Raw genomic sequence first — 19,270 nt, 5'->3', positions numbered from 1 at the left:
CATGAATATTAAAGAATGGCCGGTGGTAAAACGCTTTTTCTCTGAACCGACAAAAGAAGGTGAAGGAGTTGCGGTAAATAACCACTCCTTGTCGATTGTGCAAGATTGGGGGAAAGATGCGAGTTACAAGAATTATGCGCTGAATGTTTGTATCGGTCGTATTGTTAATGCGTTAGCTCTTTGCGATTTTCAAACCTACGAGAAAAAGAAAATGGTCAGAAAGGAAAACTGGTGGCTATTCAATTATGAGCCAAATAGGAACCAGAACAAAGTTGATTTTCTCTATGATATCGTCTATCGAATGATTTATAACTACGAAGATGGTGCCCTTATTGTCCAATCCGATGATGGTCAATTGATTGTTGCCGAAGATTTTACAATTGATCGCCGCTCTTATCAATCAACGATTTATAAAAATATTCTTCTTCCTGGAGGCTACACAATTGATCGGTCCTATAAAGAAGAGGATGTTTTTCATTTTAAGTTAAATAATGGAGAAGTGAAAAAGATCATTGATAGTATTTATGAGGATTACGGGAAATTGATTGCTGGTACCATCAGGAATTATAACCGAGGGAATGCTTTCAAATTGAAGCTTCTTATTGATGCTGCTTTTGAGCAATTCAAGACGAAAGCGATTGAGCATGAGGATGGGACTGTTACTACAGAATATGATGAAATCCTTGATGAGATGTTCACTGATCGTTATAAGGCAATTTTTAGTGATAAGGATTCATTAACACCTTTCGAAACAGGACTCAGTGTCGAAAAAATCGAGACTACTCACGGAAATACAAAGAGCGGTGCGGTTACGACACGTGACATTACAAGCACATTCGAAGATGTGTTGCACCAAGCAGCGGATGCTCTGTCCATCCCTCGAGGAATCATTAAAGGGGATGTAGCAGATAACGAAGGGCTAAATAGGAAATTTATTGATGACGCGATTCGTCCAATCGCTATGATCTTTCAGGTGGAAATCAATCGGAAATATTATGGGAAGAAACGTGTGCTTGGAGGAACCAAGCTGAAAGTACAGACGAATGTCATTTACACACATGATCCTGTAGCGTTTGCGAATGCTGCGGAGGCTTATTTGAGAATCGGTGTCTATTCTCCAAATGACATCTTGTTGAAATTAGGTGAAGAGCCAATCGATGAGCCATGGGCAAATGAATATTATGTTACTAAAAATTACCAGCAAGCGAAGGAGGCTGAAAAAGAAGTGAAGGCTGCAGTGAAGAAATTAATGGGAGCAATGAAATTTGAAGGGAGGTGGGACGATGAAAAATAGAACAAAGGCTGTAAAACTTGGATCAATCGATTTTAGGTTAGAAGCAGTACAGAATACAGCAGACCAACAAGCTACTGATATTTATCTTTATGGAGATGTAGGGGATGGCTGGTGGGGAGAAACGATTCGCGCGGATCGAGTGAAAGAGCTTTTACAAGAAACAGCCAACAATACAATCAATATCCATATACAGAGCTATGGTGGAGACGTCTTTGAAGGAATCACGATCTATAACCTTCTTAGAAACTCTAAGAAAACAATCAACGTATATGTTGATGGAATTGCAGCAAGCTCCGCGTCAATCATTGCTTTAGCCGGTGATAAGCTGATCATGCCGAAAAACACGCAATTCATGATCCATAATCCATGGACCTATACTTGGGGAAATGCAAATGAGATGGAAAAAGTCGTTGCTCAGCTGCGCACTTGTGAAAATTCCATTATTGCAACATACATGGAGAAATTTGTAGGAACTGAAGAAGAATTAAGGCAACTGCTTGATGCTGAAACGTTTATGACAGCAGAAGAAGCAGTTGCCTTTGGTTTTGCCGATGAGCTTTTGGAAGAACCAGAAGGGAAAGCAGAACCTGCTTTAAGTGTTTCAGCGCGCTTGATGAATAAATACGGCAACGAGCCAAAGCCGCAAAATAGACAAGAATCACCAAAGGACGAACGGCCTAATCCGTTACAAAATTTTATTAATATATTCAAGGAGGAAAATTAATATGCCAATGATCAATTTAGATGCAATCAACCAAACATTAGCTGAACAACGTGCAGATTTCTTTGCTGCAATGAAGGAAGGAACACCAGAAGAGCAAGAGAAGGCCTTCGACTCCTTCTTAGGTGGTATTCAGGATACATTCGTTACTCAAGCTGAACAACTGATGAATGAAGTAGGGGATAAATACAAAGATGAAGAAGCACTAGTCGCTCGCGGCTTAATGAAGCCTCTTACTGCCAAAGAACGAAAATATTTTAACGCCGCTGTAGAGAAACAAACACTGGATAACTTGGATGAAGCTTTTCCAGAAACGAGTGTAGAGGATATTTTCTCTCGTTTAACAACGGAACATCCATTGATTTCTTTAGTTGACGCGAAGACAACAGGTGCTTTATTCAAATATATGTACACTGATCCGACCACTCAAACTGCGTTTTGGGGAAATGTTCCGGATAATATCAAGCAGCTATTGCTGAAAACTATCAAAATAGTGAACTTTGAGCATAGTAAATTGTCCGGATTTGTTCCAGTCGTCAAAGGGTTCTTCAAGTTAGGTCCGGCGTGGTTGGCAAATTATGTCTTTACTGTGATGTATGAAATCATGGCTGCCAGTATTGAACTAGCAATCGTGAAAGGTACAGGGAAACAGCAACCGATTGGAATGACGAAAAAATTATCTGGTGCAGTCGATGGTGTTTATCCAGACAAAGACCGTATTCCGTTGGCTGATTTGGAACCTGTGTCTTTAGCTGGTGTAAGAGCAAATCTGGCAGAAGACAAAATGGACAATGGGCAAGTTGCTGCTTTAGTGCATCCTGTAACTTATTGGACAAAGCTATTTCCGCATCTAGCGTTTAAAACGGATGAAGGGAAATGGGTACTAACCAATCTTCCGACAGGGGAGCAGATTGTTAAAACCTACGCTTGTGATGAAGAAGAGCTGATTGTTGGTGTTCCGAAAAATTATTTGTTGGCAATTTCAGGACAAACAGAATTGAAGAAGTATGAAGAAACGCTAGCAATCGAAGATATGGATCTATTCATCGCCAAATTCTTTGGTACAGGGTTGGCAAAGCATCAAAATGCATTTTATGTATATGATCTTTCTTCTATGCCTGGTGCAACTGCTCCGACTAAAGATGAAGAAGCAGATGTTAAAAGACCTGATCCAACGGGTTTATTAAATGAAACAGACACTGATACGACTGAAGAACCGTAAGGAGGAATTTCGATGGAATATAAAGTGATTAGGAAATTTAAAGACAAAGAACGCATTTATGAAGTGGGGGATGCTTACGAAGGGAGTAAGTCCCCTCAACGCATTTCTGTACTAACTAAACCAGAAAAAAACAAATATGGTCAAATCTATTTGGAAAAATCTGAGCAGCCAGAAGAACCCAATGTAGAGACAGAAAATCTGGAGGAATGATTCATGGCATTTCCCGAAGAATATAAAGGATTGTTCGAATTGATCAAGAAGAAGCTGCGTGTGACCTTTAGCCAGTTCGATGAAGAGATTCAAGAGTCTATACTTGAAGGAATGGCAGAAATCAGCGAGAGAGTCGGGAAGATTGATTTTACTGATGAAACAAAAACCAGTTCGATCAAGGCGAGAAAGCTGTTGAAGCTATATTGCCAGTATGATTGGAACAACAGTTTGAATTTCTTCTGGGAGGATCACCACAAAGATGTGTTGTCCCTTCAAATCTGTGCCGCAAAAGAAAGGCGTGAAGCCAATGAATCGAAATGATCGGCTAGCTGAGTTCAACGATGGACTTCTTAATTATGGCCATACGAAGACGAAACTAGGAAATGGAAATAAGCGAATAGGAAAAGAGTTCCGAGAGAAAGGGACTCTTTTTTTTGAAGAGTTGCATACCAGAGAGCAAGACTATCAAAAATTTTCTACTATGGGCAAAGCTTTATCCATGAAGGTTCGTACACAATACCCGCCGTTCTTTAAAAAAATATCTAAAGCAGACATGATAGTTTTTATTGACGAAGATTGTTATGAAGTGATGGACGTGAATTCAGATAAAGAAAAGATTTTTCTTTATTGGTATTTAAGTAAGGCGGGTGATGGACATGCAGTCAGCAAAGCAACGCCTCAAAAAAGCGAATGAGTTTTTGATAAAGGCAATGACCGAATTGACTCATCTGGAAGTTTTTCAGGATGCAGTCAGTGATGATCAACTGAACGAAGTGATAGAAGCAACATCCGGATACAATTATTTTCGATTTGAAACAGGTGGATTTTCAAAATCCGATAACGGGAAAGAGCTTAGCCAACTGGTTTTGCTCTCTTTTTATTCTGAAAATCGAGATGATTTGGATGAAATGCAGCTGGATATCATTGAAGCCCTAAACGGGAAAGTCTATTCTTTCGTCTCGTCCAAGAAGGCAGCAATACAAAAGCAGAAGCAAGATGCATATATTGATGAAATCCAGTTTATTTTCAGAAGGAATGTTCTTTATGGCTGTTGATAATTGGAGAAGTACCAGTTGGATAGTCGATTTGGTTGATATGGACCGTCTGACTGAAGCAATGAAGAAAATTCCCGATCACTCAGAGCGAGTGATCAATCAGACATTGCAGACCAAAGTCGAAAAGACAGCTGATACTGAAATAATTACAAAGATGCCGTTGTCCGAAATGAAAAAGCGCTTGAAGGGACATGCTCACGCCAAGGAAAGTAGATCGTTGAATACGAAGCATGAGAATTTAGGGTTTACTATTCGTCCAACGAAGAAATTTAATTATTTGAAGTATCCAGATTTGGCTATTGGGACTTCGTGGAACAATGAGCCACAGGAATTCATGCGAAAAGGAATGGAGCAAAAAGTACCTGCAATCACAGAAGTGTTGCAGCAAGCACTAGATGAAGAAATAAGTAAATTATTAGGAGGAAAATAAATTGACTACAGTTATTGAGACGTTTTATCCAGTTGATATCGCAAATGTTTCAGTCAAATTCTCAAGCAGTGAATTGGCAGAAAGCTTCGGATGCACAGGGGTTTTAACCGGAGAAACAGAGATGCGGACGGTTTCTGCAAAATGCGGAGCGCTTACCTTGGAGGAAAAAAGCTTACCTATAAAAATGACAGGGACAATCACATCATTTGTGAAAATGGGTATTTACAGAAAACTGTTTGGCATTAAAAACGAGGGGTTGAAGCCCGGTGTTTACGCCTACAGATTGGATAGCAAAGGAGAAGAATTTACTTTGACCGCTGATATCCTAGATGATTTCAATGAGGTAACAAAAATCATTGCTTTTCCGAAAGCAAATACGTCAACAGGTCTAACCTTCACGATTGATAAATCAAATGATGAAGTCGCTATGATGGAAATCAGTTTTACTGCGTTGCCAGATAAAGCGAAAGCTTTTTATTACGAAGGGCTTATTGAAGAAATGGACGATCCGGAAACTGTTGAGAAATGGCGGAAGGATTTCAGCTATGACCTTGTCGCAGATATTGAAGCACCGTTGGAGGGATCAGAATGAAAACAATCAAATTGAATAATGATCAATCGGTTACAGTGAATCCGAAGATTAATGCTTTAGTTATGAAAAAACTACGTGATAATGAAGGGTTCAAAACAAAGCTGATTATTGGAGCAATGATCAAACAAGAAGAAATCGATGAGTTCGTTTTGATTGATGCTGTATTTTTAGCCTACCGTCAGGCGAACCCAAACGGGATGAAGTACGAAAATTTTTTAGAAAAATATGATTTAGATATCGAAGAAGCAGCACCAATTCTGATGGCGGTTATCAGTAAAAAGGGGCGACAAAAATTCGCCGAAGGATTCGAGAAGAGGACCAATAAAAAAAAGCAAACGGGTTAATGCCGGAGATACAAATAGAAGACATAGAGGACTTATACAGCCTCTATGTCTTTGTTTTTGGTATTAGTGAAACTGACTTCTGGGAGTTACCACTAGCGTCGGTACATTCAATCGCCATGAATAAGGCAGCTTTCGAACAATGGAAAGTATCAGAAGAGGAGAGGAGGTCAAAACAGCGTGGCTAACAATAACAACGAAACGAAAATCACATTTAAGGTCTATAACAAAGAATTTCGTCAGACAATCGGGGAAATGGAAAAAGATGCGAAAAAGCTTCGTCAGGAATTGAAGTTAGAATCTGAGCAATTGAAACTTTCCGGAACCGAGACAGAGAAGCTTACCTCTAAGCTTTCGAATTTAGAGAAGCAATATGAATTGGCTCAAGCCAAGACTGAAGCCAGTAGAAAAGCGCTTGAGGATACGAAACGATTGTTTGGTGATAACTCTGAGGCGGTTTCAAAAATGGAAACACAGCTTAGAAATGCAGAGATTGCCGAACAAAAGTTGGCAAATCAAATTGCAACGACCTCCTCAAAGTTAGAAGAGGCGAAGAGAGCCGAGTCAGATCGTGTTCAGCAACTAGATTCTCTAAAATCGAACCAAGAAGCCTTGGTCTCCTCTTCTGAAAAGCTAACAAAAGAATATGAGCTACAGAAGGCCGCATTAGGAAATAACGCCACAGAAGCTCAAAAGGCTAAATTGGAACAGCAGCATCTTGCGGACCAGATGAGAAATAGCGCAGAGCAAGTAGCGAATCTGGAACAACAACTAGAACTTGCAAAACAGGAGTTTGGAGAAAATTCAGATGAAGTCAATCGGCTTGAATCAGAATTGCTTGATGCACAGTTGGCTAGTCAGCAATTTTCGAATGAATACGCTACAGCTACAGACAGTTTAGGCAATTTCAGCAATAAGGCAAAAGAAGTTAGCGATGGCCTGATGAGTTTCGGGAAATCATACACAGCGAAAGTCAGCGCTCCAATTGTTGGTGCAGCGGCATTATCTGTCAAAGCAGCATCAGACTTCGAGTCGGCGTTTGCTGGAGTAAAAAAGACAGTCGATGAAGTAGTAGATAGCAACGGGAAAGCGGTCATTTCCTATGACGATTTGTCAGATGGTATTCGTGATATGGCGAAAAATCTTCCAGCGACAGCCGCAGAAATTAGCGAGGTTGCAGAAAGTGCCGGACAGCTGGGGATAAAAACAGAGAATGTATTATCATTCTCAAAAACAATGATTAATCTAGGCGAATCAACGAATATGAGCGCTGACGAAGCCGCCACAGCACTCGCTCGTTTAGCCAATATTACTGGTATGTCTCAAGATGACTTTGATAAGTTAGGCGCAACAATCGTTGACTTAGGAAATAATTTTGCAACCACTGAGGCGGATATTACCTCAATGGGACTTCGTTTAGCCGGTGCAGGTAAACAAGTAGGAATGAGTGAAGCTGAAATCATGAGTTTTGCGGCTGCTTTGTCCAGCGTTGGTATTGAAGCCGAAGCGGGAGGGTCTGCTTTTTCAAAAGTGATGATCAATATGCAGCTTGCGACTGAGACAGGTGTTGGTGCGTTTGATGAATTGAAAAATAGCGCCTCAAATGCCGGGATGTCATGGGAAACAGTATCTAAAGCCATTCGCGTTGGCGGAAAAGAGTTAACAGCTGTTTCAGGAAAGATGGGGTTAACCTCGTCAGAATTGAAAACGATGGTAAAGGAAGCTGATAAGACAACTAACTCCCTTGATGATTTTGCGGATGTTGCAGGAATGACCGGTGAAGAGTTCGCAAGAGCATTCAAAGAAGATGCTTCAGGAGCAATCAGTCTATTTATTCAAGGCTTAGCCTCAGCTGAAGATAGAGGCATAAGTACCATAAAAATGTTAGATGATATGGGAATTACCGAAGTTAGGCTGAGGGATTCTTTGTTACGTGCGGCTGGAGCTAGTGATGTATTTAACGAAGCGTTAGCGACTGGAACTGAGGCATGGGATGAAAACACCGCTTTAACAGATGAAGCCTCAAAGAGATATGAAACATTTGAATCTAAAGTGGCTATGGTAAAAAATCAAATAACGGATTTGGCGATAGAATTCGGTGGACCATTGATGGACGCTTTAGTAGATATGTTAGATGCGCTAAAACCGGTATTCGAAGTATTGGGAAATCTAGCAAAGGCATTCAGTGAAGCAGATCCAGAGATGCAAAAAATGATTATGACTATTGGAGCAATCATTGTCGCTGTCGGTCCTATAGCGATGGTTCTGGCAAAAGTGATTGAGACGATAGCATGGATAGCGGGTTTGTTCGCACAAGGTGGAGCAATTTCAGTGATGGCGACTTGGATTACTACTACTCTGGTCCCGGCTTTAGGAAGTATAGCAGCCGTTGTCTTTACTTGGCCAGTGTTGATTGCCGCCGCTATAGCAGCAGTAGCATTCATTGTTTACAAATATTGGGATGAGATCGTTGCGTTTACTAGCAAAGCATTTGAAATAGTCAGCAAATTTTTTTCAGACGGCTGGGACACAGTAAAGAAAGTTACATCTGAAAAATGGGGCGAGCTTACCAAATGGGTATCAGACAGCTGGAACGGAATGACGAAAGCTGTTTCGGAAATGTGGGATTCTTTCTTGAAAGGTATATCTGATGCATTGTCTGCGACAGGTAAGTTTTTTTCTGATGTTTGGGAAAGTATCAAGCAGACGGCCAGCAACGTTTGGACAAGCATTGTAGAAACTGTCCGTCCAATTATTGATCAGTTCGTACGAATAATTATGGTCCCAATTTCATTTATCCAAACGGTACTTGAAGGTACATGGTTACTCATTAAAGCAGGAGCTATTATTGCTTGGGAAGCAATAAAAATCGCTGCTCAGTGGACGTGGGAGCAGATAAAGAACTACATTATCACTCCTATTTCCGATGTTTATAACTTTGTACTTGGAAAGATGAGCGAGCTTGGCATCTGGCTTTCTAGTAAATGGGAAGAGATTAAAGTATTCGCAGGGGAAGCGTGGCAAGGAATTGTTACTAATGTGATCACACCTATCCAGAATATGTACAATTCTGCCGTTGAATGGTTTTCTGCAATTTTGGAAATCGTTGTTCAATGGCTTTCTGGCGTATGGCAAAGTGTAGTCGAATGGTTTACCAAGATAAAAGATGCGACAGGCGAAATATGGGATGGAATCAAGCAATGGATTGTCTCTAAATTCAACGAGGCGAAAGATGGTGTAACATCCGCAGCTGCTTCTATTTGGGATAATTTATCGACAACGTTTTCGAATGTTGTTACCACGATTCAAGAGAAGTTCAATCAAGCGAAGGATTTCATCGTAACTCCGATTAACGATGCTAGGGATACGCTGAAGCAAACCATTGCAGATATTGTCGGCTTCTTCAAAGATATTAAGCTACCGCATTTCGGGCTTAAGACAAGCACCAAAACGATTTTAGGCAAGGAGATTACCTACCCATCAGGGATTGATGTGAAATGGAACGCTGATGGCGCGTTGTTCAAACGACCAGTAGTTGCAGGTATGTATGGAGGACAAGCCCAAGGCTTTGGCGAGGCAGGACCCGAGGCGGCGATTCCATTGCGAAAAAATGTTCTTGCTCAAATAGGAGAAGCAATCATGGCATCGATTGGCAACGAAGCTATTATGACACCTGTTCTTGACGGCTTAGTGAATGCGGCGCAAAACCAAATGAACAATCAAAGCCAGAAGACAAATGAAACTTCTATAAATCAGCAACTAATCAATACGCTTAATCAATTCATGGAAGTTATTGCTTCACAACCTCAAGGACAAGTTCAAATGACCGTGAACAACGGCTCTGTTCATACCAATAGTATGTCAGAGTATGATCAATACAACCGAGATATGGAAAGGGCGTACAAAGCAGCAAGTGCAGGTTTGAGGGGGAATTTGAAATGAAGACATACGAACATTGGCAATTGGAGCATTGGGCGGATTGTCATATCCCTTGGATTGTTTTTAATGGTATTCATTCTTTCAACGACATGAGCTGCTCGCTAGAAGAGGAACTAAGCGAGCGGCAAGCGATGAAAATTGTTGAAAGCCTTAAAGTACCTGGCAGAAACGGTCGCCTACACCGTACTTTTGGTGATTATGATGCTTTCGAGTTCCCTGTAGAACTTCAATTACTAAAATTTGAGCAATTGGCTGAAGTTAAAAAGTGGCTGAGAGGAGCAGGACAACTGGTTGTGCACACTGATCCGGATAAATACAGAGAAGTAACAATTATCGAAAGTAGTAATGTTCGGCCGTATGTGAACGAGATGAATACATACTGGAAATTCACTGTCACGTTTGAGTGTGCCCCATTTAAGAGAACATTGCGGAATCAGCAAATAATCTTAGCGAAAGACAGCCACACCTATATTGATCCAGGGGATGAGAAAGCAGCGCCTTTTTTCAGCATCAACTCTTCGGGGGGCGATATTCGGTTAGTGGTAAATAATCAAACATTCACATTAAAGAATACAAAAAAGGGGATGGTGGAAGTGGATTGCGAAAAGAAGTTAGTCACTCAGGATCATTCATTTGTTAAAAATGAAGGCGATTTTCCTATAATTCAGCCTGGCGAAAATAAAATTCAGGTTTCTGGCAATTTAGAACAAAGCATATTCGATCCAAGGAGTGTTTGGCTATGAGTTTAGAATTAGAGCATATACGGCTGTACGAATCCAACGAGACGGATTTCTCTCATAACGGACAGATTATTCCTGATTTTGAAGATGAGCCGGTAATTAATCGCATCATAAACAGTCGTTTTGTATTTACTGGTGTTTATAATCGATTTGGTCAATTTGCTGATCAGATTAAAACAGGGAACATCATTAAGGCGTATACACCGGATGGCACGTATCAACCGTTTAGAATCACTCAGATAACAAACAGAACACTGAAGTCAATTTCATTTGTCGCAAATCATATCTGTTTTGATGCGAACCGCAATTTTATTGAATCTTTTTTTGTAGAAAATAAAACGGTAAAACAAATCATGGATGAAATCCAAAATTCATTAGCCTTTTCTCAAAGATTCAAGTATCAATCGGATATTTTAACGAAACATCAATTTACCATTACTGGCAATTACCCAGTGGATGCCATGATTGGAAGCAATAATCAAGCGCAAAATCTAGCGGGTGTTGTAGATGGTGAATTGGATATGGATATGTTTACTATGACGATGAAAGAACGCCTAGGGGAAGACAAGGGCTTCACTGTAGACTTTGGAGTAAATCTGGATTCTATCGAAGAAGAAATACAGGATGACTTACGTCCTAACTGCCTTTTTCTGACAGGCGGTACACCAGAAGGCGACTATGATCAAGAGAAAGACCCAATCACTGTATCTTACGTAGAGCCTAATGGATTTGTGGTTACAGATGAAAATAGAGTGATTGGGAGTTACACAAATTCGGAATGTCAAACAAAGGATGAGTTGCGGAAATGGGCGCAAGAAGAGTTATTCAGTAAGCAACAAATTCATTTACCGAAAGCTTCGCATACCGTGAAGATGATTGATTTAGCCTCAACAGATGAATACGCGGAATATAAAGAACTCTTTCAACTGCAAATTGGAGACACTGTATCTGTCAAACCTTTGAGTGGAGCTGAAATTTTAAAGGAACGAGTGGTCGAGTATAACTGGTATCCAAGAAAGAAAATGTATAAAGATATTGTGCTGGGAACTGAAACAAGCAAATATACTCACACGGTAGAAGATATTGTTCAAAATACAAATACGAAAATTGTTGAGACAAGAGAGATACTCCATGGCGACTTATTGAATGCCTCCGCAGTGATTACTGGTAACGATGGAGGCCACGTGACGTTTCAACCTAAAAATCGCCCATCGGATATAGGAATAATGGATACTGATGATATAGAAACAGCCAAAAGAGTATTGAGAATGAATAAATCTGGGATTGGTTTTTCTAAAAACGGTTGGAATGGCCCATATGAAACTGCATGGACCATCGATGGTGTATTTAATGCAAATTTTATCAAGGCTGGTACATTGGAAGGGATAGAATTTCGAACAGTTGATGATAATTTTATGATTAGGATTAGAGATGGCATCATTCAATTTTATGATGTGAAAACGAACAAACAACTAGGGAATGTTTCAGCAATGCGTAATGGCTCAGGTGATGTGATTGGGTTCGGCTTGAATCAAACCCCGGGTTATTCACTATCATTAGGTAGTACCGTTCCCGGCACAGGTGACTCACTAACTGTACTCGAAATTCCTAAAGAAAGCACTGGGGCGAACGACGAAACATTATTACGTACTTGGAGAACTTGGGAGCATCACGGAGATCTTGTAGTAAACGGCACACTGTCTTGTACTCGACTAATTGTGAATGGTAATGAAATTACCGGAGGCGGTTCAGGAAGTGGAGTCACACCACCTGAATTAACAACAGATCAAGAAAAAAACGCATGGCAGATATGGCAGTTCTTTAAAGCAAAGGGGTGGTCTGAGCAAGCGATTGCCGGGATGCTCGGAAATATGGAGTCTGAATCTGGAATCATACCAGACATTGATGAGCACTCCGGAGGCGGCGGCTATGGCCTTGTACAGTGGACGCCAAAATCTAAACTCGTTGATTGGTGTACCGAAAGAGGGTTAGACTATCGGACGCTAGATGCTCAATGTCAAAGAATCCAATGGGAAGTCGAAAACAATGTACAGTGGTTTGCGAATCCTCAGCGTCCTGATTTACCATATATCTCGTTTAGCCAGTTTACAAAACTACCAGATGTGAAGTCGGCAGCTGATTACTTTATCGCATTCTATGAGCATCCAGCTGATCCATGGCAGCCAAACAGGCAGACACAAGCACAGCGCTGGTATGATCTGCTTAAGAATTTAAGTAGTGGCACTGAAGGATGGCAAAACCCAGTTCGATCAGCTTATACGATCACCCAAGAGTGGGATCAAATCGGTTGGGGAACTGGTGAAATTCATGGAGGTATTGATATTGCTTCCGCTGGTGGTGCAAAGGTTCCTGTCTATGCTGCGCATGCTGGGACAGTGATCACACGCACATTTGACAGTACCGGAGGGAATTACATTGTTATTGATCATGGTAATGGCTACTGGTCCTATTATGGACATTTGGATAGCTTCAATGTATCAGTAGGTCAAACAGTGACAAATGCAACCCAAATAGGTGTGATGGGAACAACCGGGCTTTCAACAGGTGTTCACTTACATTTCGAAGTCTGGAAAGGCTCTCAATGGAACCGAATCAATCCGCGCGACGTAATCAATTTTTAGGGAGGAGGAATCCAATTGACTACATATCCAATAACATTAAGCACGACAGAACCAAATAACTATGTAGGAACTATAAAAGTTCGACAATATGACAGTGAGACACAAATATTTGATTTATCATCAATCACTGAAAATGGTGTGCCCATAGGTTTCGAAGGGTTGACGCCATTTTTTTGTGTGAAAGCAAGCCCGTTGACTGGTTTAGGGATATCAGAACAGATAGTGACAGATGTTGTGGATGCTAAATCAGGACGCTTAAGATATACACTGACAGATTATGATATGCAGCGGCCACAAGAAAATTATGCTTATTTCAGCTTCAGGAAACTAAAAGATGATCTTACTTGGGAACAACAATTTTCTACAAAAGATTTCAAGTATGTAGTAATTCCAAGTATTCACGGAGAAATCCATGACAGTAATTATATCTGGACATTCGAAGAAATGCTTCGTCAGTTACGAGAATGGATTGATAAGGCTGAAAATGATTTCAATGAATGGAACGAAGAAAAGAAAAACGAGATACTATTGATTATCCAGAAATTCAAAACATGGATTCTTGAAAATCAAGCGGATTATGATAAATGGCTGGAAGATAATAAAGATACCTGGGCGAAATGGGTTGAAGATTGCCGAGAAATTCTTGAGAGCGTAGATCCTGGGGGAGTAATCCTCACAGAGCTTATCGATGCTCGCGGAGAGTTCAACCGCTTAAAAGACCGCTTGGAAGATCAAGACAAACAAATCAATAGTAAACGCCGTGCAGATGAACCGAAAGCAGGATTTACTTTAAACAATGAGTTTCGCTATCAACGACCAACCAATGATTATTGTGTACCCCAAGGGTTCTGTTCAACGAAAGACAGCTTTCTGATTATCTATAATGATCATTACATAGATGGACGCACCGAAACAGAGAATTGCCTCCTCCAGGAAGTTTCTTCTACAACTGGGGAAATCCTCCGAGAAAATGAAGTGAGGGTAGGGCATGGAAACGGCTTAGCTTATCGAGTAGATACAAATGAAATTCTATGCGTTGCCGGTTTTATGCTGGGGAATGAAAATAGAGAAGTGATCGTGATTGATTACGAAACACTAACGATTAAAGGGACCTTTCCAACTAGCTTTAACTTTACAGCGATCAGTTACGATGATGTAAGCCACCGCATTTGGGCAAAAAGTGATAAAACAGTTTGTGAATTGAGTTTGGATGATTATTCTGTATTGAAACAGTTTACTATTACAACGAACAGTATTGGACAAGATATCTGTGCCTATAATAATTATCTGTATCTACCGCTTTCCAATCCTGAGAGCATCATGATCATAGATGACGAAGGAAAACTGATTCAAAACTATGCGATTCCTCGATATAGCGGGGACAATACCTATATCAATGAATTGGAGGGCGCTGCTCATGTGAAAGACAATCAGTTTGCGTTGATCTCATTCAACTTCTCAAGTTTGTCGAAGAAGAGTTCAGAGGTCAATATTTTTATGTTTGATCCTCTCTCTCAAGAACAAATAGAGAGAAGGAACTTTGCGAACTATCCGAATGCACGTGTTGACTATTATGTCGATTCTTCCTACACAGGATTTGATAGCAACGGCACACAAACAAGGCCCTTTAAAACATTGAATCAATGTTTTGGCGCATGTGCGAACGCCTCATTCATGTATACCATCAATGTGGTAAAGGGCAACTATCCTTTTGCGGAATTATCAATGGTTCAAACGTCAATAGAAATAAACGGAAACGGAGCAACAATCGCCGGGATAGCCTTCAACCGTATTTCAAGGTTGAGTTTATCTAATTTGGTTGTAACGAATGAAGAAAGTACTTTCGCTTTAACAATCGATAATATCTCAACTGTAAAACTAATTAATGTAGAAACCAAGATGATCAATGGAACAAAGTGCGCCCGGTTCTTTGATAGCTCAGTAGCCATGGACAGCTGTACGATTACTGGTGAAGGAATTGTGAGTAACAACACACATATCTATGAAGTGAACACAACAGCGAACACAGAAACGGCGTTCAGCGTGTCAAACAGAAGTACATTGAATTTTACTAAGAATGAATTGCAGAGCAAAATCGATGTTGGGAATGGTTCAGCAAAACTGGCTGTTTATCCACCAACGATTGTGTTTAGCCGGTCATCTTCGGATAATCGGTTATTTGGGTATGCGAAGATCAACCGGAAAATCTTTAATGAGTTCCTGCTGACTTTCAATGTGGGTACAACGCTGATGTCTCAAGAGACGATAAATGCGCGTGATACAGATTCAATGGTCCGTTTTTCAGAGGTGGCGAATACAGCCGGCGACTTAATCATGTACGAATTGAGGCTTGTTCAGACATATGACAGCAAAGAACTGTTAAAAGATATCCAGATAACCGAGAGCAGAAAAACGACGTTTAAACAAGACGGTACAAGAACATTCACGAATTGGACAAGCGGAGCTTATCCGGACGATTTGCCGTTCATTAGTTCGGTTCGGGTATTTAGTTAAATAAATTAGGAGAGTGACACATGGAAAAATATTTTAATTCAATAAGTATGGTTTTTGGGCTGATTGGTGGTATTGCGGTCGGCTTTTTAGGTGGGATGGATACGATCTTGCATGTCATCATGTTTTTAGTCGTATTAGATTATCTAACTGGCATCGCGAAAGGAATCAAGCGAAAGGATTTATCAAGTGCGATTGGCTTCATCGGGTTGATGAAGAAGGTAATGATCTTTGTTGTCATTGCCTTGGCTGTTGAGTTAGAAAAACTAACAGGCAACAGCATTCCTTTGCGCGAGGTAGTTATTATGTTTTATATCGCAAATGAGGGAATCTCGTTGCTGGAAAATATTTCAGAATTCCTACCACTGCCAGAAAAACTGACGCAGTTCTTTTTGCAAATTAGGGACAGTACAGAAAAGGAGGATGAGTAATGGCTGATATTGAATCAAGTATCAAAATAATGAATGATCTAAAAGCAATTCCTGCTTACTATGACATGGGTGATCGATATGGGAATGATGCGGATCGTGATGGTCGAATTGAATATGATTGCAGCTCAGCAGTGAGCAAGGCGCTAGGTTTGAGTCTAACCAATACTACAGAAAGTCTGAAAACAGCTTTGCCGAGCATAGGATACAATCTGATTCACGATGCCGTTGATGGGACATTCGATGCAAAACGAGGGGATGTTGTCATCTGGGGTCCGCGTGATGGTAGCGGCTCGTGGGGTGCTTTCGGGCACGTGATGATCATGACTGATGCAAATTCAATGATCCATTGCAATTCAGGTAATGATGGTGTGACGATAGATAATTATAATCTATGGTGGGTATATAACGACAAGCCTCGTGAATCGGTTTATCGTTTATCAGGAAGTCCAGATAATACAGTTAATGAATCGAAGCCAGCTCAACCGTCTGGAAAGAACAAAGTTTATCAAGTAGATGATCTGCAATACGTCAACGGCATTTGGCAAGTACGGTGCAATGATCTTGTGCCGGTAGAGTTTGATTGGACAGATAACGGCATCGCTTGTGCGGATATCACTTTGACAGACAAGAACGGTAATACACTAGCCAATCAAACAACCCAGAAAGGAAGCCACTTTATTATAGAAGAAAGTAGTATTTCAAGCATTGGAAAAGGTGCTTATGGTAGCGGGAGTTACTACTGGATTCCAGTACAATTTAAAACTGGCGGTCGTGTATGGCTCAGCACTTGGGATGTGCAGCATTTGATCAGAGGATAAATCTTTGACAGTGGATTTCCACGATAGTATACTTTAGTTACCCTATGAAACCTCATAGAAATAAACTCATTGCCGTTCCTTCGGGAGCGGCTTTTTTAATATATTTTTCACAACCTCTAAAGTGGTAACTGACATGGAAGCCAAATAATTGGTTTTGTGTTTATGTGTTGACAAATTTTTAAAAAAATGGCAAACTATTAACATAGTATGTATGATGTTAATAGAGGAGAGATTATATGGAATTATTGTCAAATCACTTAAAAAGTAATTGTGACCCTAAACTATCTGGTGTATTATCGCTAAGTATTAGGGAGGCGTATCGCTTTTTAGATGAACTGGTTGCCAAAGAAAAAGTATTTCAAAGACCAGAAATGAAAAAAGTATGGGGACATGTTAGGCACGGGTTGGTTGATGTCGGAATTAAGCAAGTTTTACATAGTTCTAATATCCGACATGAGATTGCTGATAAAGCAAGCAGTCGGTATAAGAATGGTCACACGTATCTAATGGTAGAAACAAAAGGTGCTATTTTAACTCCATCCAAAGTTTTAACTAAAGATTCAGTACCGAAAAAAGCTATTTTCCGAAACAGAGGAAGCTTGTTGAATAAACAGTATACTTTATTCGATAAACCAGAGGATATTAATGTCAAATACGATGAAAGTACCCCGCCTTTTTTGTTGTTGACATATGGCGGTAGAGACCATAAACTAGATTTTGTTAGACTTGGTCTACCAGATATTAATGTTGTGGGCTGGATTGATCAAGTGGATATAACTAATGCACCTGTGCTGCTAACAAATCCTAAAGATATTAAAGACGACTTACATTTAACTTTCACGTCTGAAGCAGAAGAATTGATTAGAAGAGGTGAAGAATATGCAAACGAGGATGGAGTTTAATCCTAAACAGCTAACATCAGCTCGAATAGCAAGAGGGATGACTATGAAAGATCTAGGTGAAAAGTCTGGATTATCTAGGCAAATGATCTCAAACTATGAAACAGGTAAAACAAAACCAAAGGCTGAGAGCTTGCTGCGCTTAATTACAGTTCTAAATTTTCCTAGAAACTTTTTTTCAGCAGACATATCCGAAGTTCATTCGGGGGCAATTTATTTCAGAAGTCAAAGTGCCGCTACGAAAAAGGTTAGAGACATGCAAAAAGAACGTTTGAAATACCTATACGAAATTTTCAAAATATTATCTAAATACGTAAACTTCCCGGATATTAATTTACCTGAACTTGTTGAAAAAGATATCCATAATATTACTGAAGAAGATATTGCACTTAAAGCTAGTGAACTAAGAGATGTGTGGGGAATCGATTCGGTTTCCCCAGTTGACAATTTAGTGAAGTTAGCAGAGAAAAATGGCGTTGTAATATCAGAAGCGAATATGTCTGATAAGCACTTAGATGCAGTATCGAGATGGATAGTTGATAGACCGTTTATAATGCTCACGGACAATGGCGAATCTGCTGTCAGGAGAAGGTTTAATGTTGCTCATGAGCTGGGACATATTATATTGCATAATAGTGTTGAAAGTATTCATGATTATTCCTCTCAAGAATTGAAAAGTACAATCGAGAGGCAGGCAAATATGTTTGCTTCCCATTTTTTGCTACCTTCGCAAGCATTTTCAGATTCTTTATTGTCAACCAATTTAGAGTATTATGTAGACTTAAAAAAATATTGGAAAGTTTCTATTCAAGCAATGGTTTTCAAAACACACTCTCTTGGTTTAATTAATGACGATCAGAGGCTGTATCTAAATAAAAAGATTTCGTGGAAAAAATGGAAAACAAAAGAACCATATGATGATGAATTGAGAGTAGAAAAGCCTGATTTATTGGAGAGAGTTTATTCGATGATTGTTGAAAATAATGTTTTGCAACGTAACGAACTAAATCTTTCTTTTAAAATGCCTAGAGATGAACTAGAAAAAATCATTGGGGCTTCAATAAATGATTTTGATGACGAAGAAAAGCAGCGACCTGTGCTCAAATTAATTAAATGATAATCAGTTCATGTTATAGGAGTCATCTTGAAAGGGGCTTTTAAGTACCTTTTATTGACAGCCAACAGATGATTTGTTAGGATGAAGTCAACCAACAACAACCTTTTTATTTTTCATTTTACTCTTATTGAGTAATACTCCTTTTTTAACCACTTCTTCGGAGGTGGTTTTTTTATGTTTTTGAAGGAAATTGCATTTTAATCTAAGTAAGGATTCGAAATAAAGAAAAGCCTATCTCTGACAAGAAATAGGCAAGGTGTTATTTTATATTTTCATTAAAGTTGACCGACAAATAAATTTTTTATCAA

The 19,270-nt window shown here is 39.8% G+C and carries 18 protein-coding genes; all 18 read left to right on the top strand.

All coding sequences use genetic code 11. From position 1 onward, the window contains the following. The first annotated feature begins 1 nt into the window (after position 1). The 18 genes from I6N96_RS03240 (at position 2) to I6N96_RS03155 (ending at position 18,962) form a co-directional block, all read left to right on the top strand. Positions 2 to 1,294 carry a phage portal protein gene (locus I6N96_RS03240; RefSeq protein WP_209556049.1) on the top strand — a complete coding sequence of 431 codons (1,293 nt, stop codon included), beginning with the start codon at positions 2 to 4 and terminating at the stop codon, positions 1,292 to 1,294. Next, positions 1,284 to 2,018, top strand: coding sequence for a head maturation protease, ClpP-related (locus I6N96_RS03235; protein ID WP_209556048.1), 735 nt, complete (start codon positions 1,284 to 1,286; stop codon positions 2,016 to 2,018). Before I6N96_RS03240 ends, I6N96_RS03235 begins: the two co-directional genes overlap by 11 nt. A 1-nt stretch (position 2,019) precedes the next feature. Further along, positions 2,020 to 3,237: a phage major capsid protein gene (locus I6N96_RS03230; protein ID WP_245186812.1), complete on the top strand. Its 1,218-nt coding sequence runs from the start codon at positions 2,020 to 2,022 to the stop codon at positions 3,235 to 3,237. A 12-nt stretch (positions 3,238 to 3,249) separates the two neighbouring features. Continuing rightward, the gene (locus I6N96_RS03225) at positions 3,250 to 3,447 is read left to right on the top strand and encodes a hypothetical protein (RefSeq protein ID WP_209556047.1); all 198 of its coding nucleotides are present in this window, start codon (positions 3,250 to 3,252) and stop codon (positions 3,445 to 3,447) included. 3 nt (positions 3,448 to 3,450) lie between these two features. Then, positions 3,451 to 3,768: a hypothetical protein gene (locus I6N96_RS03220; protein WP_209556046.1), complete on the top strand. Its 318-nt coding sequence runs from the start codon at positions 3,451 to 3,453 to the stop codon at positions 3,766 to 3,768. Beyond that, a complete protein-coding gene (locus I6N96_RS03215) occupies positions 3,755 to 4,141 on the top strand; it encodes a hypothetical protein (protein WP_209556045.1) in 387 nt (128 codons plus the stop codon). Before I6N96_RS03220 ends, I6N96_RS03215 begins: the two co-directional genes overlap by 14 nt. After that, positions 4,104 to 4,502, top strand: coding sequence for a hypothetical protein (locus I6N96_RS03210; protein ID WP_209556044.1), 399 nt, complete (start codon positions 4,104 to 4,106; stop codon positions 4,500 to 4,502). Before I6N96_RS03215 ends, I6N96_RS03210 begins: the two co-directional genes overlap by 38 nt. Beyond that, on the top strand, positions 4,492 to 4,932 hold the full coding sequence (locus I6N96_RS03205; RefSeq protein WP_209556043.1) for a hypothetical protein: 441 nt from the start codon (positions 4,492 to 4,494) through the stop codon (positions 4,930 to 4,932). Before I6N96_RS03210 ends, I6N96_RS03205 begins: the two co-directional genes overlap by 11 nt. 1 nt (position 4,933) lies before the next feature. Next, positions 4,934 to 5,524, top strand: coding sequence for a phage tail protein (locus I6N96_RS03200; protein WP_209556042.1), 591 nt, complete (start codon positions 4,934 to 4,936; stop codon positions 5,522 to 5,524). Further along, entirely contained in the window at positions 5,521 to 5,868 is a 348-nt protein-coding gene (locus I6N96_RS03195) for a hypothetical protein (RefSeq protein WP_209556041.1), read from the top strand. Before I6N96_RS03200 ends, I6N96_RS03195 begins: the two co-directional genes overlap by 4 nt. A 177-nt stretch (positions 5,869 to 6,045) precedes the next feature. Beyond that, positions 6,046 to 9,807 carry a phage tail tape measure protein gene (locus I6N96_RS03190; RefSeq protein WP_347339056.1) on the top strand — a complete coding sequence of 1,254 codons (3,762 nt, stop codon included), beginning with the start codon at positions 6,046 to 6,048 and terminating at the stop codon, positions 9,805 to 9,807. Beyond that, complete coding sequence (locus I6N96_RS03185) at positions 9,804 to 10,547, top strand: phage tail domain-containing protein (RefSeq protein WP_209556040.1); 744 nt, start codon at positions 9,804 to 9,806, stop codon at positions 10,545 to 10,547. The genes I6N96_RS03190 and I6N96_RS03185 overlap by 4 nt, the downstream gene beginning before the upstream one ends. Further along, positions 10,544 to 13,186, top strand: a complete 2,643-nt coding sequence (locus tag I6N96_RS03180; protein ID WP_209556039.1) for a phage tail tip lysozyme — start codon at positions 10,544 to 10,546, stop codon at positions 13,184 to 13,186. Before I6N96_RS03185 ends, I6N96_RS03180 begins: the two co-directional genes overlap by 4 nt. A gap of 15 nt (positions 13,187 to 13,201) precedes the next feature. Beyond that, positions 13,202 to 15,700 carry a phage baseplate upper protein gene (locus tag I6N96_RS03175; RefSeq protein ID WP_209556038.1) on the top strand — a complete coding sequence of 833 codons (2,499 nt, stop codon included), beginning with the start codon at positions 13,202 to 13,204 and terminating at the stop codon, positions 15,698 to 15,700. Between the two features lie 20 nt (positions 15,701 to 15,720). After that, complete coding sequence (locus I6N96_RS03170) at positions 15,721 to 16,128, top strand: phage holin family protein (RefSeq protein WP_209556037.1); 408 nt, start codon at positions 15,721 to 15,723, stop codon at positions 16,126 to 16,128. Then, on the top strand, positions 16,128 to 16,946 hold the full coding sequence (locus I6N96_RS03165) for a lytic exoenzyme target recognition domain-containing protein (RefSeq protein WP_209556036.1): 819 nt from the start codon (positions 16,128 to 16,130) through the stop codon (positions 16,944 to 16,946). The genes I6N96_RS03170 and I6N96_RS03165 overlap by 1 nt, the downstream gene beginning before the upstream one ends. 236 nt (positions 16,947 to 17,182) lie before the next feature. Next, the gene (locus tag I6N96_RS03160; RefSeq protein ID WP_209556035.1) at positions 17,183 to 17,848 is read left to right on the top strand and encodes a hypothetical protein; all 666 of its coding nucleotides are present in this window, start codon (positions 17,183 to 17,185) and stop codon (positions 17,846 to 17,848) included. Next, entirely contained in the window at positions 17,826 to 18,962 is a 1,137-nt protein-coding gene (locus I6N96_RS03155) for a helix-turn-helix domain-containing protein (RefSeq protein WP_209556034.1), read from the top strand. Before I6N96_RS03160 ends, I6N96_RS03155 begins: the two co-directional genes overlap by 23 nt. Positions 18,963 to 19,270 lie beyond the last annotated feature (308 nt).

It is taken from the genome of Enterococcus larvae (assembly GCF_017830045.1).
Taxonomy (GTDB): domain Bacteria; phylum Bacillota; class Bacilli; order Lactobacillales; family Enterococcaceae; genus Enterococcus_L; species Enterococcus_L larvae.
This window is presented reverse-complemented; position numbering and strand designations above follow the sequence as displayed.